Origin of the sequence: Micromonospora globbae (assembly GCF_036184225.1) — a bacterium.
GTDB lineage: Bacteria > Actinomycetota > Actinomycetes > Mycobacteriales > Micromonosporaceae > Micromonospora > Micromonospora globbae.
Window position 1 is genome coordinate 2128886 of sequence record NZ_CP108084.1, and the last position, 23643, is coordinate 2152528.

Genomic DNA, 23643 nt, shown 5'->3' on the forward strand with positions numbered 1-23643 from the left:
CGATGCAGGTCCACGTCCGGCGCGCGGGCAGCGGGGAGCCGCTCGTGCTCATCCATGGCATCGGCCACCGCCACCAGGCGTGGGAGCCCGTCTTCGACCGGCTCTGCGCCCACCACGAGGTGATCGCGCTCGACCTGCCCGGGTTCGGGCTCTCCCCGGTGCCCGAGGCCGGCATGCCCGCCGACATGGCGGCGACCGTCGCCGCGCTGCTGCCGGTCCTCGCGGAGTGGGGTGTCGAGCGGCCGCACGTGGCCGGCTACAGCCTCGGCGGGGCGATCGCCCTGGAACTCGCCGCGGCCGGCGCGGTCGCCTCGGCCACCGCCTTCTCCCCCGCCGGCTTCTTCACGCCGGCCGAGCGCCGGCGGGCCCTGGCCATCCTCCGGCTGCTGCGACTCAATGCCCACCTGCCCACACCGCTCATGCGGGTGGCGTTGCGCTCGGCGTCCGTGCGGGCGCTCTGCTTCGCGCCGCTGGTGTGCCGTCCCGCCGCGTTGACCGTGGAACGGGCGCTGGGCGACGCGCTCGCCCTGCGGCGAGGGCTCGGTTTCCCCGCCGTGGCGCGGGCCGCACGCGACTACCGCTTCGACGGCGCCCGGTTGTCGCGGGCGTCGGTGCCGGTGACGATCGGCTGGGGCGACCGTGACCGGATCTTCGGCGTGCACCAGGCCGAACGCGCCCGGGCCGGGCTGCCGGGCGCCCGCGTGGTGACGCTGCCCGGCTGCGGGCACGTGCCGATGAGCGACGCCCCGGACCGGGTCGCGCGGCTCATCCTGGAGACGACTGGCGCCGTGGCGGCGTCGGGGGTCACGTCAGCCGTTCCGGGTGGGGACGCCGGCCTTCGTGGCGAGCAGGGGTGAGTGCAGGCTCAGGTGGCGGACCTGCCACTCCAGCGTGGGTGGCGCGGCGTCGCGGCGGGCGTCGCCGTAGCGGGCCGCGAGCAGGTCGGTGAGGCCGATGAACATCCACGCCCAGAACGCCGGCCGGACCAGACGCCACTCGACGTCGGCCGCACGGTACCGGCACCGCGCCCGGGTCACCCGCCGCCCGCGGTGAGCTGCGGGAACGCCCGCCGGACCTCGGCGAGCAGCCCCGGGAATCCCTCCCCGTGGGTGACCACCGCCGCGAACAGGGCGTCCAGCGCCGCCTGCAACGGGTCGGGCTCCACGGCGCCGAACAGGGCCGGCAGCGCGGCGTGCTGCTGGGACACCCGCGGGTGGGTGCCGTCGTAGGCGCGCACCGTGGTCAGCGCCGCGCCGTCGAGGTGGCGCCACACGGTGAGCGGATCGTCGAACGGGGGTGGGAGCGGCCGGCCGTCGCGCAGCGCCGCCAGCGCCGGCGCGACCCACGGCCGGTCGGTCAGCCCGGCCGCGGCGTACGCCGACTCGGCCGCCCAGTGTGCCACCGCGCGCAGCGTCCGCTCGTCGGCCTCGGCCAGGGCGAACACCAGGTCCATGTCGACGCGCTCCATGCCCCGCACGTTGCCGCCGACCCGGCGTAGCCGGTCGTTGGGGACGCGGTCGCCCCAGCGCCGGCGGTCTGCGGCGGCCCGCAGGTCGGCCTCCCGGCGCCGCCGCGCCTCGGCCTCCCGGCGCTCCCGTTCGGCGATCTGCTCGGGCGTCGGCGGGGGTGGAAGCGACCGCGCCCACCGGTGCCAGTACGCGGCCGCGGCCGTCGACTCCCGGACCACCCGGTCGGGCGCCGGCGGCGCCGGCCAGAGTTGCAGGAGGTAGTGGTCCCACGGCGGGTGCCCCTTCTCCGGCACGCCACCCCGGCGGCCCGCGGTCATGCCCCGGGCGCAGTAGCGGACCCGGTACGCCCCGCCGGGCACGGCCAGCGGGTAGGACCCGCCGCCACCCCACTCGGTGAGCGTCAGACCGTCACCGTCGAGCCCGAACGAGACCTCGACGACGTCCTCCCAGCGGTCGTCGAGCACGGGCTCCCGGCGGTGCAGCTCGACGGCGACGCCGACCCGGCCGGTGCGGGTGCCGGTCAGGAGGAACAGGAAGCCGGGCACGGCGGCCCCGCAGAGGCCGTTGACCTGCCCCTGGAACGAGGCCGCCATCCCACCCTGGAACTCGTGGCCGGCGCTCTCGACGTACATCTGTCCGTAGTGGACGCTCACCTCGCGGTCGAGCAGCAGGTCGCCCGCCATGGCTCCTCCGTGGTCGTGCGGTCCGAGGCGACCGGAGCCTGCCACGGCCGTACGACAGGCCCGCACGGCGTCGCGCCGGAGGTGGCCCAGTCGAGTGGGCGGCGATTGGCACTTCTGCCGGCCGATCCGCGGCCGTTGAATGGCCCTGCGCGACGAACGACGACAGACCGAGGAGACGCCGTGACCATCGTCGACATGTGGTTCGACCCCAAGTGCCCCTGGGCGTGGAACACCTCCCGCTGGCTGCTCGAGGTCGAGCGGGTCCGGGACGTGCGGGTGCGGTTCCACGTGATGAGCCTGTGGCTGCTCAACGACGGCAGGGAGGGCCTCGAACCGTGGTACGAGCGGTGGCTGTCCGACACGCTCGGCCCGGTCCGCGTCCTGACCGCCGCGGAGGAGAAGTACGGCACCGACGTGCTGCGGGATCTCTACACGGCGTTCGGCGACCGGATCCACGGCGAGCGGACCCCGATCGGCCGGGACCTGTACGTGGACGCGCTGACCGCCCTCGGGCTGGCCCCCGACCTGGCCGACGCGGCCGACGTCGCCGACCACGACGAGGCGCTGCGGCGCAGCCACCACGCCGGCCTCGACCCGGTCGGCGAGGATCTCGGCACCCCGGCGATCCACGTGCCCGGCCCCGACGGGAGCCGCACCGCGTTCTTCGGCCCGGTGGTAAGCCCCGTGCCGCGCGGGGAGGCCGCCGGCCGCCTCTGGGACGGTGTGCTCCTGGTCACCGGCACGCCCGGCTTCTTCGAGCTCAAGCGCGGCCGCACGGAGTCCCCCCGGGTCGACTGAGGGGTGGGCCACGCCACACCGCCCGGGGTGCCCGCCCGGCCCGCCGGGGGATGGCGGACGGCCACGTCGAGCGTTGAACAGGGTGTGCCCGGCGACGCCGGGCGGGTGGGCCACGCCGGAGACGACCGGCGCCCGGGCGCGCTGTGACGCGCTGCTCACCCTGGGGATCTTGATAGCTCGGATGTGGCATCGTGGCGAGGATGGAGCCGCAGGTGGATGCCCGCAAGCGCCCCGCGCTGCCCGAACCGGTGCGCGTGGGCCTGCGGGTCCTGCGCGGCTATCGGCCCACCGTCGCGCGCGTGCGCGCGTTGGTGCGGAGCATGGCGACCTCGTTCGTCGTGCTCAGCACGACGCTCTGGCTGCTGCCCGGGGTGACCGCCAGCGGCCTGGTGGCGATGCTGTGGCTGGTGGCCCTCGTCACCGGGGTCGGCGCCGTCCTGCGTCCGCTGCTGCTCGCGCTGGCCACGGCGCTCGGCGGTCTCGGCGCGCTCGCCATCGGGGTGGGCGTGCAGGCCGTCGTCATGTACGTGGCGCTCCGGCTCGATCCCGAGGCGCACGTCGCCGGGTTCGCGGTGGCGTTCGTGGCGGCCTGGGTGTCGGTGGCGCTCGCGGCGATCGTGAACTGGCTCGCCGACGCCGGCACCGACGACTCGTTCGTCAGCGAGATGCTGCGCCTGATGAACCGGGTACGCCGGGCCACGGACCGCCGCCAGCGGCCGACCCGGCGCTGGCGGCGCCGCGTCACGACCGACCCGCCGTCGGACGACCCGCCGGCCGACGGGTTGCTCATCATCCAGCTCGACGGCGTGGCCGCGCCCCTCCTGCAGTGGGCCGTGCGCGCCGGCAACCTCCCCACCGTCGGCCGGTGGCTGCGCTCGCGCAGCCACCGGATGACGCGCTGGCACACCGGCCTGCCGGCCACCACCCCGGCGGCCCAGGCGGGCCTGCTGCACGGTGACGTCCGTCACGTGCCGGCCTACCGGTGGTACGAGAAGGCGACCGCGGAGCACCCCACGGGCCGGCTCGTGGTGACCAGCCGTCCCCGGGACGCCGCCGACGTCGAGCGGCGCCTCTCCACGGGCGCCGGTCTGCTGCGCGACGGCGGCGTGAGCATCAGCACGGCGTTCTCCGGCGACGCGCCGACGAGCCTGCTGACGGTCAGCCGCGCCGGCCTGCCCGGCCGCTCCACCCCCGGCTACGCGGCGTTCATGACCAGCCCGTACGGCTTCGCCCGCGCGGTCGTCCTCAGCGCCGGTCAGGTGCTGCGCGAGCTGCACGAGGCGCGGCGGCAGCGGCGGCGCGGCGTGCAGCCGCGCGGCGAGCGCCGGGGCTCGTACCTGGCGCTGCGCCCGCTCGCCAGCCTGCTCAACGACCTGAACGTCTCGCTCATCGCCGAGCAGATGGCCCGGGGCGCTCCGGTGATCTTCTGCGACTTCGTCGACTACGACGAGGTGGCCCACCACGCCGGCCCGGCCCGGCCCGAGGCCATGGCCGCCCTCGAGGCGCTGGACCACACCCTCGGCATCCTGGAGCGGCTGGCGGCCGAGGCGGGGCGCCGCTACCACATCGTGGTGCTCAGCGACCACGGCCAGAGTCAGGGCGCCACGTTCCGCCAGCGGTACGGCGAGTCGCTCGCCCAGGTGGTGTCCCGGCTGGCGGCGCCCGCTCCCGACGACGACCGGCCGGCGTCGGCGCCCGCCGCACGGGCCGCCACGAGCGTCGAGGCGGCCGGACGCGTCGAGGAGTGGGGGCGGGTGAACACGCTGCTCACCGAGGTGGCGGGGCGCGGGGGCGTCACCGCCGCGGCGACGCGGGTCGCCGTACGGTCGGGGACCGACGGCGCGGTGAGCCTCGGGCCGGCCGACCGCGAGGAGGCGGCCACGCGTACCGACCCGGAGACCGTGGTGGTGGCCTCCGGCAACCTCGCGATGATCTACCTGACCCGCCACCCGGGCCGGCTCACCCGGGAACGCATCGACGCCGTCGCGCCGGGGCTCGTCGACGGCCTGGCCGCGCACCCCGGCATCGGGCTGGTCGTCGTCGACTCGGCGGCCGGGCCGGTGGCGATCGGGCCGCGCGGGCGGCACCGGCTGCGGGACGGCCACGTCGAGGGCGAGGACCCGCTGGCGCCGTACGGCCCGCGGGCGCGTCAGGACCTGCTGCGCCACCAGACCATGGCGCACGTGGGCGACCTCGTGGTGATCAGCGCCGTCGACCCGAGCCTGGACGAGGTGGCGGCGTTCGAGGAGCTGGTCGGGTGCCACGGCGGCCTGGGCGGCTGGCAGACCGACGCCCTGCTCATCCACCCGGCGGACTGGCCGCAGGAGGGTGAGCTGGTGGGCCCGGACGCCGTGCACCGGCAACTGCTCGCGTGGCTGCGCCGGCTCGGGCTGCGCCGGGCCGACGACCGCGCCGACGACCTCCCGGCCGGCGCCGGGGAGCCTGACCTCGTCCCCTCCGGCGCGCCGGTGCCGGTCATGGTCGCGCCGGCGGATGCGCCGGCGCCGTCCGCCGCCGGCTCACCCAGCTGAGCCCCTGGGTGACGAGCACGACCAGCAGGATCGCGGCGACGACGCTCTGCCACGGCTCGGGGAAGATCGCCCGGCCGAGAACGCCGATCGCGGCGTAGAGGGCCGCCCAGCTGAGGCTCGCCGGGGCGTTGGCGGCGGCGAAGCGCCGCCAGGTCAGGCCGGCCACCGCGCCGGCGAGCAGCACCGGCACGCGCCCGCCGGGGATGAGCCGCGACACCAGCAGCATCGACACCCGGCCCTCCCGCACCCGCGCCGAGACGCGGTCCAGGCGCTCCGGCTCCCGCAGCCAGCGCAGCCGGCGGGCGATGCGCTCCCCTCCCCAGCCGAGGACGAGGTAGGTGACCAGGTCACCGACGTACGCGCCGAGGGCGCCGGCGGCCACCACGAGGACGACGGTCAGCGGGTGCTGGTGTGCGGCGAGCGCCGCGGCGCCGCTGACGGCCGCGCCGGTCGGCACGACCGGGACCACGGAGCCGAACATCACCACCAGGATCAGCCAGGCCAACGCACTGAGGGTGGCCGTCATGACACCGGGACGGCGCAGGACTCACCGGGCCGCAGCACGCGGACCCGGGTGCCGGGGGACACCGCCCCGGCCTGCCGGGCGAACTCCTCCCCCGGCGGCAGGAACCGGTCCGGTCGGATTCGGTCGCACCCGATCGGCCAGAAGGTGCCGAAGTGGATGGGCACGGCCCAGGCCGCCGCCGCGCGGCGGACCGCCTCGGCGGCGCCCGCCGGGTCGAGGTGGCCGGCGGGCAGGGTGGGGCCCCAGCCCCCGACCGGGACCAGCGCCACGTCGAGCGGGCCGAGCTTGCCCATCTCGTCGAAGAGGCCGGTGTCCCCGGCGAACCAGGTGCGGGCCTGCCCCTGGACCAGGTAGCCGACCGCCGCCGCGCGGTGCCGCGACCACGGGCCGCGCCCGCCGTCGTGCGCCGCCGGCACGGCGGTGACCCGGACCTCGCCGACCGTGGTCGTCTCACCGGGCGCGAGCTCCACACAGGGGCCGGCGGCCGGGCCGAGGGTCCGGCGGACGAGCGCCCCCGCGCCGGCCGGCACCACCAGCGTGGGACGCCCGGGCAGTCGCCGCAGCGAGGCGAAGTCCAGGTGGTCGGCGTGCAGGTGCGAGACGAGGACGGCGTCCGGGGCGTCGGTCAGGTGCGGGCGCGGCCCGCGGCGGCGGCGCAGGTGCGCGAGCCGGTCCCGCAGCAGCGGGTCGGTCAGCAGCCGGGTGCCGGAGTCCTCGATCCACACGGTGCTGTGCCCGTGCCAGGTCAGCCGCACCGTACCCGTCTCGGTCACGCCTGCCACCGTATCCGACCAGCCTCGTCGCGCCGCCGCCGGTGGCGACGGGTCACGTGCGGCCGGGCGGGGTCGGCGCGGACCGTCCGCCCGGGCCGGGACCGGGCCAGCGGGTCGGTGCCGGGCGCCGGTGGGCCGGCGCCAGGCGGGGCCGCGGCGGGACGCGGGTCGTCAGCCGACCCGGTTCAGGGCGCGCCGGCCGTTGCGCGGGCGCGTGCGGTCGTCGACCCGGTAGCCGTCGTCGGCGAGCAGCCGGCGCGCCGCGTCCAGCCCGGTCAGCGCCGCCCCGTACGCGGCCACCTCCCGCTGGAAGTGTTCGACCTTCGCGTACCAGAACGTCAACTCCGGGTTCATCGACTTCGCGTTGATGTAGTTGACGATGTCGGTCTCCGGGGTGATGCCGCGGCGGGCGTAGCAGCGGTCGAAGCGGGCCTTCGTCCGCTCGTACTTCTCGCTCATCGCGGTCAGCCCGGCCTCGGCCTCCAGCAGCCGGTCCCGCAGGTACTGCACGTACGTGCGGGGCACCGGCGCCGCGGGCCGGACCGGGCGGGGGGCGGGCAGAGCGGCCATGACGCTCACCCCTTCCGGCGGACCGCGGGTCCGCTGCCGGTATGGGAGCCGGTCAGCGACAGCGACCGGGGAACGGATCCATCGTGGAACAGCATGTTGCACCTCCGTACGCCGTGATGGGGCCACACCGCGTCCTCGGGCGGGCCGGTGCCGTGGCCGCGACACCCGGTCGGCCGACGTGTCCGCCAGCCGGTGCGGCGGTCGGGGCGGCTCCGCACCCGGACCCGCTGCGACGTGCCGTGTTCCATACCCACACCGACGGTCGCCTATGCGTCGGGCCGGCGTCGGGCCGCCCGACCGCCCCGTGCTCCGGCCCTCGCCGGGTCAGCCGACCAGGCGGCGTTCCCACGCCCAGGCGGCGATCTCGACCCGGTTGCGGGCCCCGAGCTTCGCCTGGACGCTGGCCAGGTGCGTCTTCACCGTGCCGACGGCGATGAACAGCCGCGCCGCGATCTCGGCGTTGGTGAGGCCCCGGGCGGCGAGCCGCACCACGTCGAGTTCCCGCGGGGAGAGCCCGCCGTCGTCGCGGGCCGGCGCGGGCGTGCTGAGGTGCTCCAGCAGCCGGACGGTGACCGACGGGCTGATCAGCGCGTCGCCGGAGACGGCCGCGCGGACCGCCTCCACGAGCAGGGCCGGCCCCGAGTCCTTGAGCAGGAAGCCGCAGGCGCCGTTGCGCAGGGCCGTGTGCACGTACTCGTCGAGGTCGAACGTGGTGACCACCACGACGCGGACCGGGTCGGTGACGCCCGGTCCGGCGAGCAGGCGCAGCGCCTCCAGGCCGTCGAGGCGGGGCATGCGGATGTCGAGCAGCACCACGTCCGGGCGCAGGCGCCGGGCCAGCTCGACGGCGGTGACGCCGTCGGCGGCCTCCCCCACCACCGCCATGTCCGGCTGCGCCCCGATGATCATGCCGAACCCGGTCCGGACCATCGCCTGGTCGTCGGCGACCAGCACCCGGATCATCGGACCACCGTCCGTTGCAGTGGCAGCGCGGCGTCGAGCACCCAGCCGCCCGTCACGCCGGGACCGGCCGTGATCGTGCCGCCCAGGGCGCGTACCCGCTCGGTGAGGCCGACCAGCCCGTACCCGTGGCGGCGCGGGGGCGACGTGCGAGCGGCCGCGCCGTCGTCGGCCACCCGGACCAGCAACCAGTCCGGCGTACGCCGGACGAACACGTCCACGGACCGGGCGTCCGGCGCGTGCTGGCGCGCGTTCGTGAGCCCCTCCATCACCAGCCGGTACGCCGACGTCGAGACCTCGACGGGCAGCCCGTCCAACGCGCCGTCGACGTGCAGCCGCGCGGGGGCGTTCGCCGTGCCGTTGAAGCCCTCCAGCAACGGCGCGAGGTCGGCCACGCCGGCGAGCGGGGCCAGCGGCGCGTCCGGCGCGGCGTCCGGGTCGCGCAGGATCCCGACCATCCGCCGCATGGACGCCATGGTCTCCGCACCGGCCCGCTCGATCTGCTCCAGCGCGGTGATCACCCGCTGCGGGTCCTGCTCGGCCACGAAGCGGGCGCCCTGCGCCTGCACGACGATGCCGGTCACGTGGTGGGCGATGAAGTCGTGCAGGTCGCGGGCGAACTCGGCGCGCTGCTCGGCCCGTACGAGGGCGATGGCCCGGTCCCGCCCGGTCGCGACGACCCGCAGGTAGATCCCGCCCGCGGCGGCGCCCACCGCGGCGAGGGCCTGGAGCAGCGCGAAGATCACGTAGACGCTGTCGGTGCCGGCGCGCAGCGGGAGGGCGGCGACGGCGAGGCCCGCGACCACGGCCGCCCAGGGCGCGATGCGGGGCGCGCCCCAGCGGGCGACCACGAAGACGACCGCCATCAGTCCGGCCGACTCGGCCAGCCCCCAGTTGCCACTCAGCACGTACGAGCCGGCGGTGTGGAGGGCGCCCAGAGCGAGGCTGACCGCGAGGGAGGCGGCGCCGACCAGGAGCGCCAGCACGGGCGCCCGCCGCGAGCCCGTGCGGTGCACCGGCAACCAGACGAGCACGGTGGCCGCCGCCAGCCCCATCCGCGCGAGGGTGAGCAGCAGGGCGGCCGGGGTCATCCCGTGGAAGTCGCCGAACCGCAGGTCGAAGAGGCCCAGCAGGGCCATCGCCACCAGGCCGGCGAGCTGGCCGAGGCGTACCCACCAGGTCCGGTGTCGGGGCGCGTTCATCGTGACCCAGCGTAGCCAGGCCCTCGTGGGCGCCGGATCGGCCGAAAGGCAGACCCGACAGCGGTGATCTCTGTCGGCGGGCCGATGCGGTCCCGGCCGCCGGCGGCGAGGCTCTCCACCGTCACACGTCCCGTTCCTGGAGGATCGATGAGAACGCACGCCCCGCCGGAGGCCGGCCGCGCCGCCGTCGCCGCGATCGAGCTGGTGAAGGTGTACGGCAGCGGCGACACCGCCGTACGCGCCCTGGACGGTGTCTCGGTCGGCTTCGACCGGGCCGGGTTCACGGCGATCATGGGTCCGTCCGGCTCCGGCAAGTCGACGCTGATGCACTGCCTCGCCGGCCTGGACACGGCCACCTCCGGGCGGGTGCTGCTCGGCGGCACCGAACTCACCGGGCGGTCCGACCGGACGCTGACCCGCGTACGCCGGGAGCGCGTCGGGTTCGTCTTCCAGTCGTTCAACCTGCTGCCGCAGCTCACCGCCGCGCAGAACATCACCCTTCCGCTCGACCTCGCGGGCCGGCAGCCCGACCGCGACCTGCTGGCGCACCTGGTCGGCGTGCTGGGTCTGGCCGACCGGCTGGGCCACCGTCCCAGCGAGCTGTCCGGCGGCCAGCAGCAGCGGGTGGCGCTGGCCCGGGCGCTCGTGTCGCGGCCCGAGGTCGTGTTCGCCGACGAGCCGACCGGCAACCTGGACTCGCGCTCCGGGGCGGAGGTGCTCTCCGTGCTGCGCGACTCGGTGCGCGACCTCGGGCAGACGGTCGTCATGGTCACCCACGACCCGATCGCCGCCGCGTACGCCGACCGGGTGGTGCTGCTCGCCGACGGCCGCGTCGTCGGCGAGATCGACCGGCCGGACCAGGGCTCGGTCACCGACGCGCTGCGCGACCTGGCGGCCGGCGCATGAGGGGGACGGTGCTGCGGACCCAGGTCAGCGCCGCGGCCCGCCGCCCCGGCCGGCTCGTCCTCACCGGCCTGGCCGTCGTGGTGGCGTCGTTCGTCGTGACCGGCACCGTGCTGGCGCAGCAGATCACCGAACGGACCGCCCGGGACACCCTCAGCGGCACCCCGGCCGCCACGTCCCTCGTGGTGGGCGGCGCCGCGGAGGGCCCGCTGCCGGCCGTCGCCACGCTCCCGCGCGTCCAGGCCCTGCCCGGCGTGGCCGAGGCCGTCGGCCGGGTGGAGATCGGGCTGTCCGTCGGGGAGTCGTACCTCAACCTGCGGGCCGACCCCGGCGCGGGCCCCCTGTCGACGGTGCGGCTGGTGCGCGGCACGTACCCGGACGCCCCGGGCGAGATCGCCGTCACCGCGCGGACCGCCGAACGGTTGGGGCTCGGCGTGGGCACCGTGACCACCGGGACCGGCGGTGAGCGGGCCACGCCCGGCCCGCTCACCGTGACCGGTGTCGTGGCGACGGAGGCCGACGCCGGCTACGACGGGTACGCGCCGGCCGCCGCGGTGGTGTCCTGGGCCGGTCTCACCGACCTGGACCGGATCGACCTGCGGGTGGCTCCCGGCACGCCGCCGGACGCGGTCCGCCAGCGGCTGGCCGCGCAGCTCCCGCCGGACGTGGCGGTGCGGGGCGGCGACGAGGTCCGTGCGGCGGAGGCGGACGCGGCGGCCGAGCAGGTGGACAACCTGTTCGCCCTCGTCGCCATGTTCGTGGCGGTCGCCGTGGCCGCCGCGGCGCTGGTGGTCACGTCGGCGTTCCGGATCGTCTTCGCCCAGCGGATGCGCCAGCTCGCGCTGCTGCGGGCGGTCGGCGCGGACCGCGCCGCGCTCGTCCGGGCGCTGACCGCCGAGGGCGCGCTCACCGGTCTGGTCGCGGGTGTCGTCGGGGTGGCCGCCGCCCTCGCCGCGGGGCACGTGCTCCCGGCGGTCCTGCGCGGGTTCGGCCTCGCCGTCTCGTCCCCCGGCGTCCCGGTGGGGGTGGCGGCGGCCGTCGTGGTCGGCGCCGTCGCCCTGACCGTGCTGGCGGTGCTGGCGCCGGCGTTCGCCGCCGCCCGGGTCTCGCCGCTGGAGGCGCTGCGCGCCGCGAGCACCACCGGCGGGCGGCGCGACGTGGGCGTCGCGCGGCTGCTGGCCGGGGTGCTGCTGGCCGCCGGCGCGGTCCTCGCCGGCGCGGCGGCGGGCGCGCGGCTGCCGACCCCGGAGCAGGAGGTGTACGACCCGATGTCGACGCTGCTGCTGCTCGTCGGCTCCGGCGCGGCGGCGTTCTTCGCGCTGGTGGCCCTCGGCCCGCTGGTGGTGCGTCCGGTGCTCGCCGTCGTGGGGTGGCCGCTGCGCCAGTTCGGGCCGCTCGGCCGGCTGGCCGTCGGTGGGATCGGCGGGGCGCCCCGCCGGGCCGCGGCGGTCTCCGTCGTGGTGGCGCTCGGCGTGACCCTGATCGCGGGGGTGCTCGTCGGGGGCGCGTCGATGCGCGTCCTCGCCGACCGGGAACTGGCGCTCTCCGCGCCGGCCGACGTCGAGGTGTCCGCCACCGGCGGCGGACCCCTGCCGGACGCCGTCGTGGCACGGGCCGAGGCGGCGCGCGGCGCGCTCGCCCGGGTGGTGCCCTACCGGCGCGCCGTCGACGTGGCGCTGACGCGCGGCGGCCAGCGGCTCGGGACGGCCGACCCCGGTTTCGCCACGGTCGACCTCGACGTGTCGGCGCTGCCGACCGCGGGTGACCTGGACGTGGCCGAGGGCACGCTGGCCGACCGCGCCGCGGGCCGGGTCGTGCTCGGGAGCTGGGCCGCCCGGGACACCGGGCTACGGGTGGGCGACACGGTCGCGCTCGCCCGCGCCGGCCGGACCGTCGAGGTGCGGGTGGTCGCCGTCCTGCCCGACCACGGCCCGCTGCACGCGCAGGTCCTCGCCGACCCCGCCGACCTGGACCGTCTCGGCGTGCCGGCGGCGCCCACCGGTCTGCTGGCCGACGCGGCCGGCGGCGGCGAGGCCGGGCGTACGGCGGCCGTGCGGGCCCTGCGGCAGGCGATCGGCGGCGCCGACGGCGTGGGACTCGCGGTCCTCGCCGACGAGCGGGACCGCAACGACGAGGTGCTGCGCGCCCTCGTCTGGATCGCCGTGGGCCTGGTCGGCCTCACGGTCCTCGTCGCCGTGGTCGGCGTGGGCTCCACGACGGCCCTGTCGGTGGTGGAGCGGGTACGCGAGGCCGGGCTGCTGCGTGCCCTCGGCCTGTCCCGGGCCGGCCTGCGCACCACCCTGACCGCCGAGTCCGGGCTGTACGGCCTGATCGGCGCGGCGATGGGCCTGGTGCTCGGCGTCCCGTACGCCTGGCTGGCGGTGAAGGCCCTCGGTGTCGACGCCCCGCTGGTCCTGCCGGTGCTGCCGCTGGCCGGGCTGTTCGCCGTGCTGGTGGTGCTCACCGCGCTGGCGGGGGTGCTGCCGGCCCGGCGCGCGGCCCGGGTCAGCCCCGTGGCGGCGCTGGGCATCGACGGGTGACGGCCCCGGCGGCCCGGCGGTCTCCCGGCCGCCGGGCCGCCGCCCGCCGACCGGCCGGGGTGGACCGGCCCGGTCGACCACCGCCGGGGGGCGTGGCCCCGGTAGGCCCGGCCGACCACCGGACCGGGCGGTCCGTCGCTACTTCCCCCATTACCGCACTGTCCGACGAACCGCCGATTACCGTGCGTAAGTGTGACGACCAATCGGGTTACCTGCCTGACGGCCGCGGCCGTCCTGTTGGCCGCGCCCGCCGTCGCGATCGCGCCGGCGACCGGGGCGGCGGCCGCGCCGTACGTTCCCTGTCCGGCGGTGAAGCCGCCGGTTCCGCCGCCCGCGGCGCCGTCCCCGCCGCCGGTCGACCCGGCGCGTCGGGTGATCGGCGGAGCGGCGCTGGACACCTCGGGGTTGGCCGTTCCGACCGGCGCGCCGGCGGCGCCCGCCGTCACGGCGACCGCGTGGCTCGTGGCGGACCTGAAGACCGGCGAGGTCCTCGGCGGATGCGCCCCGCACGAGCACCGGACGCCGGCCAGCGTGCAGAAGCTCCTGCTGGCCGCGGCCCTCATGCCCCGCCTCGACCCCCGGCAGGAGGTCGAGGTGACCCGGGCGGACCTGCGTGACCTCGACCCGGCGAGTTCGCTCATGGGCGTGGTCGCGGGCGGGCGGTACCGGGTCGAGAGCCTGTGGCTGGGTCTGCTGCTCCGGTCGGGCAACGACGCCGCCAACGTGCTGGCGCGGGTCGGCGGCGGCGCGGCCGGCCGGCAGGGCGGTGTCGACGCCATGAACGAGGAGGCCCGGAGGCTGCGCGCGTACCAGACCCACGCGGCGACGCCGTCGGGCCTGGACGGCCCCGGCCAGTACACGAGCGCGTACGACCTCGCGCTGATCGCCCGCGCCACGTTCGCCCGGGAGGACTTCCGGCGGTACGTGGCCACGACGACCGCGCACATCCCGGAGGGCGTGGGCCACCCCGCCTTCGAGATCACCCACGACACCACGCTGCTGGGCGCCTACCCGGGCACGCTCGGGGGCAAGACGGGCTTCACCGACCTGGCCCGGCAGACGTACGTCGGGGTGGCGGAGCGGGAGGGACGGCGGCTCGCCGTGACGCTGCTCGGCGCGGAGACCGCGCCGCTGGGCAGCCTGGGTGAGGCGACGGCGCTGCTCGACTGGGGCTTCGCGCTGCCCCGCGGCGCGTCGGTCGGCCACCTGGTGTCGCCCGACGAGAAGAAGTACGACCAACCCGTGGTCCCGGTCGGCGGTGAGCGTCCCGAGCGGAACGCCACGTCGTCGTCGCGGTCGCTGCCCGTCGGTGTCGGCCTCGTAGCCGCGCTCGTCCTGGCCGTCGGCCTGGCGGTGCCGTGGCGGCGCCGCAGCGCCCGGCGGGCCGCGCGGGGCCGCTAGGACGGCGGGCCGCGCGGGGCCGCTAGGACGGCGGGCCCGGCGGGGCCGCCAGGACGGCGCGCCGCGCGGGGCCGCAGCGCCCGAGGCGCCGGCGGGGCGGCGGGCGGGGTGGGCGTGGGGTGAGCCCGCCGGCATGTGAGGATCCCGCACATGCGTGCGGTGGTCTTCGACGAGTTCGGCGCCCGACCCGAGGTCCGCGACGTCCCGGACCCGACGCCGCCGGAGGGCGGCGTGGTCGTCCGCGTGGCGGCGACCGGGCTGTGCCGCAGCGACTGGCACGGCTGGCAGGGCCACGATCCGGACATCCGCCCGCCGCACGTTCCCGGCCACGAGTTCTCCGGCGTCGTCGCGGCCGTCGGGGCCGGCGTCCGGGCCTGGCGGCCCGGCGACCGCGTCACCGCGCCGTTCGTCTGCGCCTGCGGCCGGTGCCCGGCCTGCCTGGCCGGGGACCAGCAGGTCTGCGAGCGGCAGACGCAGCCGGGCTTCACCGGGTGGGGGTCGTTCGCGGAGCAGGTGGCGGTGCACGACGCCGACGTCAACCTCGTCCGGCTCCCCGACGAGCTGGACCACCCGGCCGCCGCGGCGCTCGGGTGCCGCTTCGCCACCGCGTTCCGCGCCGTCGTCGACCAGGGGCGGGTCGCCGCCGGCGAGTGGGTGGCCGTGCACGGGTGCGGCGGCGTCGGTCTGTCCGCCGTGATGATCGCCGCGGCGTGCGGCGCCCGGGTGGTGGCGGTCGACATCGCGCCCGGGGCGCTGGAGCTGGCCTACCGGTTCGGCGCCGCGGTCTGCCTCGACGGCGGCGCGCTCACCGGGCCCGGCGAGGTGGCCGCGGCCGTACGGGAGGTCACCGGCGGCGGCGCCCACCTCTCCCTGGACGCGCTGGGCAGCCACGACACGTGCGTGGCCTCCGTCGAGAGCCTGCGCCGCCGGGGCCGCCACGTGCAGGTCGGTCTGCTGCCCGCCGCGCAGGGCCGTCCCGCGCTGCCGATGGACCTCGTCATCGCGTACGAGCTGGAGCTGCGCGGCAGCCACGGCATGGCCGCGCACGCCTACCCGCGCCTGCTGCGGCTCGTGACCGCCGGCGTGCTGCGCCCGGACGAACTGGTCACCCGGACCATCGGCCTCGCCGAGGTGCCCGACGCGCTGTCGACCATGGACCGTCCGGGGCCGGGCGGGATGTGCCTCATTCGCCCCTGAGGTCGCGGGGAAGGCGTCACCGGCGTTCGTCGCACCCTTGACCCTCCGAATCGGAACACATTATGGTCCTGGCCGTAATGGCAGCGATGAACGGAGATGCCCATGCCCGTCAGCCGTCGCTCACTCCTGGCCGGAGGCGCCATCACTGGCGCTGCCTTGGCAATCGGCCAGAACGCACTCCCCTCCCCGGCGTCCGCCAAGGCCGACGACACCCTGACCCCGACCAGTTTCGGACCCGCGTCTTTGACGGCGGCGGTCCGTGGCGCCGCCGTCATCGGTGACAGCGTCTTCATCACCTCCCGGTTCAACACGCCGGAGGGGAAGATGCGGCTGGGCGAGTTCGACGTCAACACCGGCGAGATGCGCAGCATCGACGACCTCGCCATCGCGAGCAGCGGCGGGCAGAAGCTCGCCGCCGACGACCGGTACGTGTACATCGGCCCGGCCGGCAGCGCGTACGTCCACCGGTTCGACCCCCGGACCAAGGAGCTGGTGGCCTGGGCGCGTGCCGGTGGCAGCACCACCTGGTACTACGACATGGTCGTGCACGGCGAGCACCTCTACATCGGCACGTACCCCGACTGCACGGTCAAGCGGATCCGCCTGGCCGACGCGACCGTCGAGACGTACGGCCGCATCTCCACGTCGCAGTACGCCGCGGCGGTCGCCGTCGACGACGAGTACGTCTACGGCGGCTCGGCCGCTCCCGGCACGCTGCTGCGGTGGCCGAAGGCCGGCGGCAGCCCGGTCGACCTCACCCCGCACCTCAGCACGTCACCGGTCGGCATCCTCGACATGGTGGTCTCCGACGGCGTCGTGTACGTGGCCTGCGGCCGGCAGCTGATCTCGTTCGACCGCGACGGATCCCACCGGGTCTCGCGGGACATCGCCGCCGAGGACCGCTACGTCGACCAGGTCACCGTCGGGGCCGACGGCAGGGTCTACGCGCTGACCCGGCTCACCACCAACCTGTACGAGGTGACGGCCGACGGCCTGGTGAAGGTCGGCCAGCCCCTCGCCGACGTGGAGAACCAGCTCCTCGCGCCACTGCCCGACGGCGCCCTGCTCGGGGTCAGCGGCCTGGGGCACGTGTGGCGGGCGACGCCGAACGGCACGGCCAGCGTCTGGCAGACCGCCACCCGCGGCTTCGGCTACCCCGAGACCATCCAGTCGATGATGCGGCACACCCGGGGCACGATCTGGGTCGGCGGCCACTACGGCATGACCGTGCACCGCACCGAGGCCGGCACGAGCGACCGGTTCGACGTCAACGGCGAGGTCAAGGCGATGGCCGAGGGGAAGGCCGGCGTGGTGTACGCCGGCCTGTACCCGAGCACCCAGATCGTGGCGATCGACCCCGGCAGCTACCGGATCCGGCCCCTCGGCCTGCTCGGCAACGAGCAGCTGCGGACCAAGCGGATCCACGTGGACCGGCCGCGCAACCAGCTCATCGTGGCGTCCAGCCCGCAGACCACGAAGCACACCGGCGCGCTGACCTTCATCGACCTCGCCACCGGCACGTTCGAGGGTCACCGCGAGTTCCTGCCGGACCAGAGCGTGATGGACGTCGTGGTGCAGGGCACCACCGCGTACATCGCAGGCGACACCTACGGTGAGGGCACGACCGGGCCGGTCCGGAAGGTCGCGCAGGTGGCGGCGGTGGACATCGTCACCCGGCGGCTGCTGTGGCGGGAGGAGATCAAGCCGGACTGGCAGTCGTACGAGAACCTGTACGTCCTGGGCAACCTGCTCTACGCGGTGGGCCGGCGCCCGCGCGGCGCCTGGTTCGCGTACGACCTGCACACCCGGCGGATCGTCATGGAGGGCGACCTCGGCGGGTACGGCCAGCTGAACGGTGTCGACGGCCGCGTGTTCTCGTGGGTGCACTGGACCAACGACATCAGCGAGCTGCCGACCGTGCCGGGCGGCGAGGTGGTCACGCTGTACGACAACGTCCCGCGCGGCTGGTACAACAACCCGTCGTTCCACTTCACGCCGGACGGCCGGGCGACGTGGGGCATGCACGGCACGGACCTGGCCCGCTTCCCGTTGCCGCGCCGGAGCTGACCCTCCTCCGCGGGTCCACCCGCCCCCCGCGCCGGACGCGTCAGGCCGGCGCGGGGGGCGGCCCCGTGTAGCCGCTGCGCCACCGGAACCGGTGGCGCGGCTGGGCGTACTCCTCGACGATGTGCGCGACCCAGCCCGCCGTGCGGGCGACCGAGAAGACCACCTCGGCGGCGCCCGGCCCCATGCCGGTCGCGTGCGCCAGCACGGCGAGCGCGAGGTCCACGTTGGGCAGGGCGTCGCGGCGCGCCGCCGTGGCGATCAGGTCGTCGACGACCCGCCGCAGCCCGGCCTCGACGGGCAACTCGGCCAGGAGGTCCAGCAGGGCGGCGCCGCGCGGGTCGCCGTCGGGGTACAGCGGATGCCCGAACCCGGGCAGCGAGCCGGTCCGCAGCCATTCGGCGACCGCCGCCGGCACACCCTCGCGCCGCGCGACCTCCACCATCCGGTGGACGCTGCTGCCGATGGCGCCGTGCGCGGGCCCGTCCAGCGCGCCGAGACCGGCCAGCACCGCCGCGTAGGGGTTCGCCCGGGTGGACGCCGCCACCCGGACCGCGATCGTCGAGGCGGCCAGGTCGTGGTCGGCGAGCAGGACGAGCGCGGCGTTGAGCGCCCGCAGGCCCGCCTCGGACGCCGGCTCGCGGGTCAGGCGCGGCCACAGGCGGGCCGCCAGGTCGTCGCGCACGGGCGCCCCGCCGGCGAGCGGCAGGGCGTCGACCATGGTGGCCAGCAGCGCGGGCGCGAGGCCGGTGACGGTGGCGGGCGCCAGGTCGAAGCGCAGCGGATCCATCGCGGAGGCGACGGCGACGACCACCGGGAGCCGGTCGAACAGCCGGGCGTCGGCGGGCAGGTGGTCGCTCGCCCGCCGGGCGCGCTCGACGGTCTCCGGGTCGGCCGTGAAGGGCTCGTGGCGCCGCTCGCCCGTCCACAGCCACCGGGCTACCTCCTCGAACGGGGTCACCGGCGCGAGGCGCGCCGCGTCCAGCCCCCGGTAGTGCAGCCGGCCGTACGCGATCAGCGTGGTGGCCGTCCGCATGGCGGGCGCGGCGTCCCGCTCCGGCCGGGTCGCCTGCGTACGGGCCGCGAGCCGTTCGACGTCGGCCAACCGGAACCGACTGATCCGCTCCCCGGGGACCTTGACCCGGGACAGCAGCCCGCGGCTGACGTACGCGTAGATCGTCTCGGGCTTGACGCGCAGGCGGTGGGCCACCTCGGCGGTCGTGAGCAGCTGGTCCCCGGACATGTGGGCATGCTCTCATGTTGACTGGATCAACGTTGACCGGGTCCGTGCCGGGGCGTGACGCTGCCGGCATGGCTGACACCATCACCGTTCCCCGCGGCCTCGCCGGCGTCGTCGTGACCGACACCGCCATCGGCCACGTCCGCGGCCAGGAGGGCTTCTACCACTACCGGCAGTACTCGGCCATCGACCTGGCCGAGCACCGCACCCTCGAGGACGTGTGGGCGCTGCTCATCGACGGCGCCCTGCCCGCCGAGCCCAAGGCCCTGCACGAGGAGATCGCGCCGCTGCGGCACATCCCGCCGGCCGTCGCCGCCGCGCTGCCCGGCATCGCCGCGGCGTCGGCGTCCGCGGACCCGATGGGCGGGCTGCGCGCCGCGCTGGCCGTGGCCGGCCTCGCCGCCGGCGCCGGACCGCTCTACGACACCCCGCCGGCGCAGCGGCGGGCGCAGGCGATGGCGCTGTGCGCGCTCACGCCCACCCTCCTCGCCGCCCTGTACCGCCTGCGCACCGGCCGGGAGCCGATCGCGCCGCGCGACGACCTGTCGCACGCGGCGAACTACCTGTACATGGTCACGGGCGAGGTGCCGTCGGAGCCGCACGCCCGGGCGATCGAGCGCTACCTCATCGCGACCGTCGACCACGGCTTCAACGCCTCGACCTTCACGGCCCGCGTCATCGCCTCCACCGGGGCGGACATCTACGCCTGCGTGGGCGGCGCCCTCGGCGCGCTGTCGGGTCCGCTGCACGGCGGGGCCCCGAGCCGCGCCCTCGACACCCTCGACGCCATCGGCTCCGTCGACCGGGCCGACGCGTGGTTGCGGACGCGCATCCTCGACGGCGAGCGGATCATGGGCTTCGGGCACCCCGTCTACCGCACCGAGGACCCGCGGTCGCGCATGCTCAAGGGCATCGCCCGATCCCTCGGCGGCGACCTCGTGGACTTCGCCGTGGCCGTCGAGGAGCGGGTCCTGTCGCTGCTCACGGAGCTGAAGCCAGGCCGGGAGCTGCACACCAACGTGGAGTACTACGCGGGCGTCGTCATGCACCTGTGCGGGCTGCCCCGGGAGATGTTCACGCCGACCTTCGCCACGAGCCGCGTCATCGGCTGGTGCGCGAACGTGCTGGAGCAGGCCGAGGACTCGAAGATCATCCGGCCGGACTCCCGGTACGTCGGTCCGCCCGCGCCGCAGCCGCTGCCGCCGGACGACCCCGCCGCCTGACCTCAGGCCCTCTCGAGCCGGAACAGGTCGGCGGCGTTGCGCCAGGCGACCCGTTCGGCCAGTTCCGGTTCGAGGTCGGCGGCGAGCACCGCCCCGTACGCGGCGGCCGGGTCGATGAGCGTCGCGTCGGTGCCGAAGAGCAGCCGGTGGGGGTCCACGGCCGCCGCGACGGCCGCGAACCGGCCCGCCTCGGTGTGGGAGAAGCAGGGTTCGAGCCAGAGCCGGTCCACCGAGTTGGCCGCCTCGACGGCGTGCCGCCACCCGTTGGCTCCCATGTGGCCGGCGATGGCGCGCAGCCCCGGGATGTCCGCGACGGCCGCCGCCAGGTCCAGGGGCGACCTGTCCCAGGTGTGCACGAGGGCCGGCAGGTCGTGCGCGGCGGCCAGTTCCAGCGCCGCCCGGGTCTGCGGGGTGGACGGTGGCGAGCCGGTGTAGTCGGTGTGGATCTTCACTCCGACGAACCGGCCGGTGGGGAGCAGCTCGCGCAGGTCCCGTTCGGCGTCGTCGAGCCGGCGCGGGTTGATCGTGAGGTAGCCGAGCAGGCGGTCGGTGGTCTCCAGCACCCGCGCCATCGCGCGGTTGCCGGTGGTCGGGTCGTAGATCACCGCCTCGGTGGCCGAGACGACCGCGAGGTCGATGCCGTAGCGGTCCATCACGGCGAGGTTCGTGGCGACGGCGCCGACCTCCATGCTGAAGAACCACGGACCCCAGTGGGCGTGCACGTCGATGATCATTCGGTCAACCCCAGGATCCGGCGGGCGTTCCCGCCCGCCACGGCGGCCACGGCGTCCGGCCCGAGCGCGCTGCGGGCCAGCCGCAACCGCGGGACCACGGCCTCGTAGAAGGGCGTACGCGAGCCGTACAGGAGGCGCTCGACGCCGACGTGTTCCGCGATGGTCTCCAGCGCGTCGGGCGAGTTGAGCAACCGGGTGGAGGTGTGGAATCCCGGCTCGTCGCGGGCGGCCACCACGAAGTCGCCCAGGTGGTAGAAGTGCGTGTCGAGGAAGACGACAGTGGCGCCGCGCAGCGGCCGCCAGTACCGGCGGACGTCCCCGCCGGCCAGAATGACCAGGCCGGCCTCGGCGGCCCGGCGGGCCACGTGCCGCACGGACGGGAAGTCCGGCTCGACGTGCTGCTCGTCGGGGAACAGCCGCACGGCCCGCACGCCCTGCCCGGCGAGACGGACGACCTCCCGCTCGGCGCCCAGCGGGTCGCGCAGGTCGAGCGTCCCGACCGGCAGCACGGTGGGCCCGGCCAGGGCGGCCACCTCGTCGTTGCCGCTGCGCACGTCGAACAGCGCCGCCCGCAGGCTGGCCACGGCGGCCCGGGCGATGCCGTTGGCGGCGAGGAGGGCGGTGACCGTGGCGGGCTCGCCGGTGGGGCCCGGCCGGTCGGCGTACCGGCCCACGAGCACGTCGACGTCGAGGGTGACCGGCGGCAGGTCGGCCGCCACGAACGGGTTCCGGCTCACCGCCGCCCCGCCACCGTGAGCACCCGCTCCCGGTCGCCGTCAGGCAGCGCCGGGCCGTACGGGTCGCCCGCGTGGGTGGCCGGGACACGCCCCTCGGCGGCGGCGATCCAGAGCATGCGTTGCACGTACCCCTCCATCGGTGCGGTGAACGTGACCTCGGCGAGCCGGTCGAGGTCGGCCGAGGCGGCGACGAACTCGTCGTACCGCTTGTCGGCGTAGGCCCGCAGCACCCGGGCGGTGACCGGCACCGCGGCGGCGGCCAGGCCGACCAGGGCGGCCTCGGCCCCCCACATCAGCGACGGCCCGAACATGCGGTCCTCACCGGTCACGGCCAGCCGGCCGGCGCGGTGCGCCGCGGCGAGCGCGGCCTGGCAGGCGATGGCGTCGTCGAGCCGGGCCACCTTGACCCCGGCCACCCCGGGATGGGCGAGCAGCTCCGCGAGCGCCGGCTCGGCGTACGGCCGCACGTAGAGGTCGAACGCGAGCATCGGCAGCCCAGCGGCGCGCCAGACGGCGTCGTGGTGGCCGACGGCGTCGCCCTCGACGGGGAAGACCAGCACACCGGCCGCGCCGAGGTCGGCCGCCCGGACGGCCTGCGCGGCGACCTCGTCGGTGCGCTCCCCCGGCCGGCCGCCCACGCCGACGATCACCGGCACGCCGGTCCCCACGGCGAGCCGGACGACGAGGTCCCGGGTCTCCGCGTCGAGGTACGGGCCGCGGCCGGTGTGCGCGCAGACGGCGAGGGCGTCGGCGCCGTCGGCGACGAGTCCGCGCAGGTACCGGTCGAGCACGCCCGCGTCGACCGCCCGCCGGGCGTCCACGGGGGTGGCCGTGGCCGCGACGAGCCGCCAGCGCAGCCGGTCGCGCAGGGCGGCGGCGGCCGGGGCGATCACGGGGCCACCGCGGCCCGCACGGCGCGGGCGATCTCGTCGACGTGCGCGTCGGTGTAGCGCTCGTTCCAGTCGATCACCAGGAGGGTCTCGCTGATCAGGCGCTCGGCCACGGGGAACGCGCCGGGCCCGTAGGCCGGCAGCCGGTCGGCCGGCGGCACGGTGAGCGGGAAGCGGGAGGTGCCGTAGACCGGCGCCTCGGTCAGCGCCGGGGCGCAGTGCAGCGGCTGCTCGAGGTAGCCGGCCCGGGCGGGGATGCCGGCGGCGGCCAGCTTCCCCGCGACCTCCTGGTTGGTCAGCGGCGGGTCGAGCACGATCGGGAACAGCCACCAGGCGTGGGCGTCCACGTCGGCGGGCAGGCGCACGCCGGGCAGGCCGGACAGCGCGGTGACCAGCCGCCGGGCGGTGCGCCGCCGGTCGGCCAGCACCCCGGGGAGCTTCGCCAGCTGGGCGCGGGCGACGGCGCCGGCGAGTTCGGTCATCCGGTAGTTGAGGCCGAGGCCGACGTGCCGGCGGGCCTCGTCGCGGGGCCAGCCCTTGTCGGCGAACAGCCGCATCCGCCGGGCCAGCACGGGGTCGTCGGTGAGGCACAGGCCGCCGTCACCGCAGGTGATGTGCTTCCACTGCTGGAGGCTGAAGCAGCCGACCGCGCCCGCCGTGCCGGCGAGCCGGCCGTCCGGGTAGCGGGTGAGCCACGCCTGGGCGCAGTCCTCGATCAGCGGCACGCCCGCCTCGTCGGCGACGGCGCGCAGGTCGGCGGCGGCGCCGAACAGGTGCACGGCGAGGATCGCGCGGGTGCGCGGGCCGATGGCCGCGGCCACCGCCGCCGGATCCAGGTTGCCGGTGTACGGATCGACGTCGGCGAACACGGGCACGGCGTTCTGCGCGAGAATGGGCGCGACCGTGCCGAAGTCACTGATCGGAGAGGTGATGATCTCGTCGCCGGGGTCGGGCGCGACGGCCGCGACAGCCAGGTGCAGGGCCGCGGTTCCGGAACTCGCCGCCACGGCGTGCGACACTCCGTGGAGCTCGGCCATCTCCCGCTCCAGGGCCCGGACCTCGGTGCCCCAGACCGAGCTCAGCATGCCGGACCGGAGCACCCGGCTGACGGCGTCCAGCTCCTCCGCGCCGATCGTCCGGCCGCTGGCGTCGGCCATGCTGGGGAACGACACGTATCCTCCCAGGGCTTCTGCAATACCGGG

21 protein-coding genes and 1 pseudogene are annotated in these 23643 nt (G+C 76.4%); 10 read left to right on the forward strand and 12 right to left on the reverse strand.

What is annotated here, in order from left to right; translation table 11 throughout:
- Nucleotides 1–2: 2 nt before the first annotated feature.
- Nucleotides 3–857, forward strand: coding sequence for an alpha/beta fold hydrolase (locus OG994_RS09490; RefSeq protein ID WP_328853694.1), 855 nt, complete (start codon nt 3–5; stop codon nt 855–857).
- Here OG994_RS09490 and OG994_RS09495 read toward each other — a convergent pair.
- Nucleotides 810–1037, reverse strand: coding sequence for a hypothetical protein (locus OG994_RS09495; RefSeq protein ID WP_328852871.1), 228 nt, complete (start codon nt 1035–1037; stop codon nt 810–812). The two genes, OG994_RS09490 and OG994_RS09495, sit on opposite strands and share 48 nt — an antisense overlap.
- A complete protein-coding gene (locus OG994_RS09500) occupies nt 1034–2152 on the reverse strand; it encodes a hypothetical protein (RefSeq protein ID WP_328852872.1) in 1119 nt (372 codons plus the stop codon). The genes OG994_RS09495 and OG994_RS09500 overlap by 4 nt, the downstream gene beginning before the upstream one ends.
- Before the next feature lie 195 nt (nt 2153–2347).
- Between OG994_RS09500 and OG994_RS09505 the strand changes: the two genes are divergently transcribed.
- Both OG994_RS09505 and OG994_RS09510 read left to right on the forward strand, forming a co-directional pair.
- Nucleotides 2348–2950: a mycothiol-dependent nitroreductase Rv2466c family protein gene (locus OG994_RS09505; protein ID WP_328853695.1), complete on the forward strand. Its 603-nt coding sequence runs from the start codon at nt 2348–2350 to the stop codon at nt 2948–2950.
- Between the two features lie 200 nt (nt 2951–3150).
- Nucleotides 3151–5481: an alkaline phosphatase family protein gene (locus OG994_RS09510; RefSeq protein ID WP_328852873.1), complete on the forward strand. Its 2331-nt coding sequence runs from the start codon at nt 3151–3153 to the stop codon at nt 5479–5481.
- On the opposite strand, the gene OG994_RS09515 is transcribed toward OG994_RS09510, so the two are convergent.
- From OG994_RS09515 to OG994_RS09535, 5 genes are all read right to left on the reverse strand, one after another.
- Nucleotides 5426–5986: a DedA family protein gene (locus tag OG994_RS09515; protein WP_328852874.1), complete on the reverse strand. Its 561-nt coding sequence runs from the start codon at nt 5984–5986 to the stop codon at nt 5426–5428. The two genes, OG994_RS09510 and OG994_RS09515, sit on opposite strands and share 56 nt — an antisense overlap.
- A gap of 17 nt (nt 5987–6003) precedes the next feature.
- Nucleotides 6004–6780 (reverse strand): MBL fold metallo-hydrolase, encoded by a 777-nt coding sequence (locus tag OG994_RS09520; protein ID WP_328852875.1) that lies wholly within the window; start codon nt 6778–6780, stop codon nt 6004–6006.
- A gap of 171 nt (nt 6781–6951) precedes the next feature.
- Nucleotides 6952–7350 (reverse strand): hypothetical protein, encoded by a 399-nt coding sequence (locus tag OG994_RS09525; protein WP_328852876.1) that lies wholly within the window; start codon nt 7348–7350, stop codon nt 6952–6954.
- A 324-nt stretch (nt 7351–7674) separates the two neighbouring features.
- Entirely contained in the window at nt 7675–8313 is a 639-nt protein-coding gene (locus OG994_RS09530; RefSeq protein ID WP_120329203.1) for a response regulator, read from the reverse strand.
- Complete coding sequence (locus OG994_RS09535; RefSeq protein WP_328852877.1) at nt 8310–9512, reverse strand: sensor histidine kinase; 1203 nt, start codon at nt 9510–9512, stop codon at nt 8310–8312. Before OG994_RS09535 ends, OG994_RS09530 begins: the two co-directional genes overlap by 4 nt.
- A 147-nt stretch (nt 9513–9659) precedes the next feature.
- Between OG994_RS09535 and OG994_RS09540 the strand changes: the two genes are divergently transcribed.
- The 6 genes and pseudogenes from OG994_RS09540 (at nt 9660) to OG994_RS09560 (ending at nt 17620) form a co-directional block, all read left to right on the forward strand.
- Nucleotides 9660–10418, forward strand: coding sequence for an ABC transporter ATP-binding protein (locus OG994_RS09540; protein ID WP_328852878.1), 759 nt, complete (start codon nt 9660–9662; stop codon nt 10416–10418).
- Nucleotides 10419–10426: 8 nt separating this feature from the next.
- Nucleotides 10427–12955, forward strand: a complete 2529-nt coding sequence (locus OG994_RS09545; protein ID WP_328852879.1) for an ABC transporter permease — start codon at nt 10427–10429, stop codon at nt 12953–12955.
- Nucleotides 12956–13147: 192 nt separating this feature from the next.
- Nucleotides 13148–14356: a D-alanyl-D-alanine carboxypeptidase family protein gene (locus OG994_RS09550; protein ID WP_328852880.1), complete on the forward strand. Its 1209-nt coding sequence runs from the start codon at nt 13148–13150 to the stop codon at nt 14354–14356.
- 150 nt (nt 14357–14506) lie between these two features.
- Nucleotides 14507–15553: a zinc-dependent alcohol dehydrogenase family protein gene (locus OG994_RS09555; protein ID WP_328852881.1), complete on the forward strand. Its 1047-nt coding sequence runs from the start codon at nt 14507–14509 to the stop codon at nt 15551–15553.
- 102 nt (nt 15554–15655) lie between these two features.
- Nucleotides 15656–15739 (forward strand): annotated as a pseudogene (locus OG994_RS31550) (twin-arginine translocation signal domain-containing protein); the annotation flags it as partial.
- 57 nt (nt 15740–15796) lie between these two features.
- On the forward strand, nt 15797–17620 hold the full coding sequence (locus OG994_RS09560; RefSeq protein ID WP_328852882.1) for a hypothetical protein: 1824 nt from the start codon (nt 15797–15799) through the stop codon (nt 17618–17620).
- Nucleotides 17621–17660: 40 nt separating this feature from the next.
- Here the strand turns inward: OG994_RS09560 and OG994_RS09565 are convergent, their stop codons facing one another.
- Nucleotides 17661–18860, reverse strand: a complete 1200-nt coding sequence (locus tag OG994_RS09565; RefSeq protein ID WP_328852883.1) for a citrate synthase — start codon at nt 18858–18860, stop codon at nt 17661–17663.
- A gap of 68 nt (nt 18861–18928) precedes the next feature.
- Between OG994_RS09565 and OG994_RS09570 the strand changes: the two genes are divergently transcribed.
- Nucleotides 18929–20080 carry a citrate synthase gene (locus tag OG994_RS09570; protein WP_328852884.1) on the forward strand — a complete coding sequence of 384 codons (1152 nt, stop codon included), beginning with the start codon at nt 18929–18931 and terminating at the stop codon, nt 20078–20080.
- 2 nt (nt 20081–20082) lie between these two features.
- Here OG994_RS09570 and OG994_RS09575 read toward each other — a convergent pair whose 3' ends face one another.
- The 4 genes from OG994_RS09575 to OG994_RS09590 are packed head-to-tail and all read right to left on the reverse strand — an operon-like array spanning nt 20083 to nt 23613.
- Nucleotides 20083–20814 carry an amidohydrolase family protein gene (locus OG994_RS09575; protein ID WP_328852885.1) on the reverse strand — a complete coding sequence of 244 codons (732 nt, stop codon included), beginning with the start codon at nt 20812–20814 and terminating at the stop codon, nt 20083–20085.
- A complete protein-coding gene (locus OG994_RS09580; RefSeq protein ID WP_328852886.1) occupies nt 20811–21551 on the reverse strand; it encodes an amidohydrolase family protein in 741 nt (246 codons plus the stop codon). Before OG994_RS09580 ends, OG994_RS09575 begins: the two co-directional genes overlap by 4 nt.
- Nucleotides 21548–22444, reverse strand: coding sequence for a dihydrodipicolinate synthase family protein (locus OG994_RS09585; protein ID WP_328852887.1), 897 nt, complete (start codon nt 22442–22444; stop codon nt 21548–21550). The genes OG994_RS09580 and OG994_RS09585 overlap by 4 nt, the downstream gene beginning before the upstream one ends.
- A complete protein-coding gene (locus tag OG994_RS09590; RefSeq protein WP_328852888.1) occupies nt 22441–23613 on the reverse strand; it encodes a DegT/DnrJ/EryC1/StrS family aminotransferase in 1173 nt (390 codons plus the stop codon). Before OG994_RS09590 ends, OG994_RS09585 begins: the two co-directional genes overlap by 4 nt.
- Nucleotides 23614–23643: the final 30 nt, after the last annotated feature.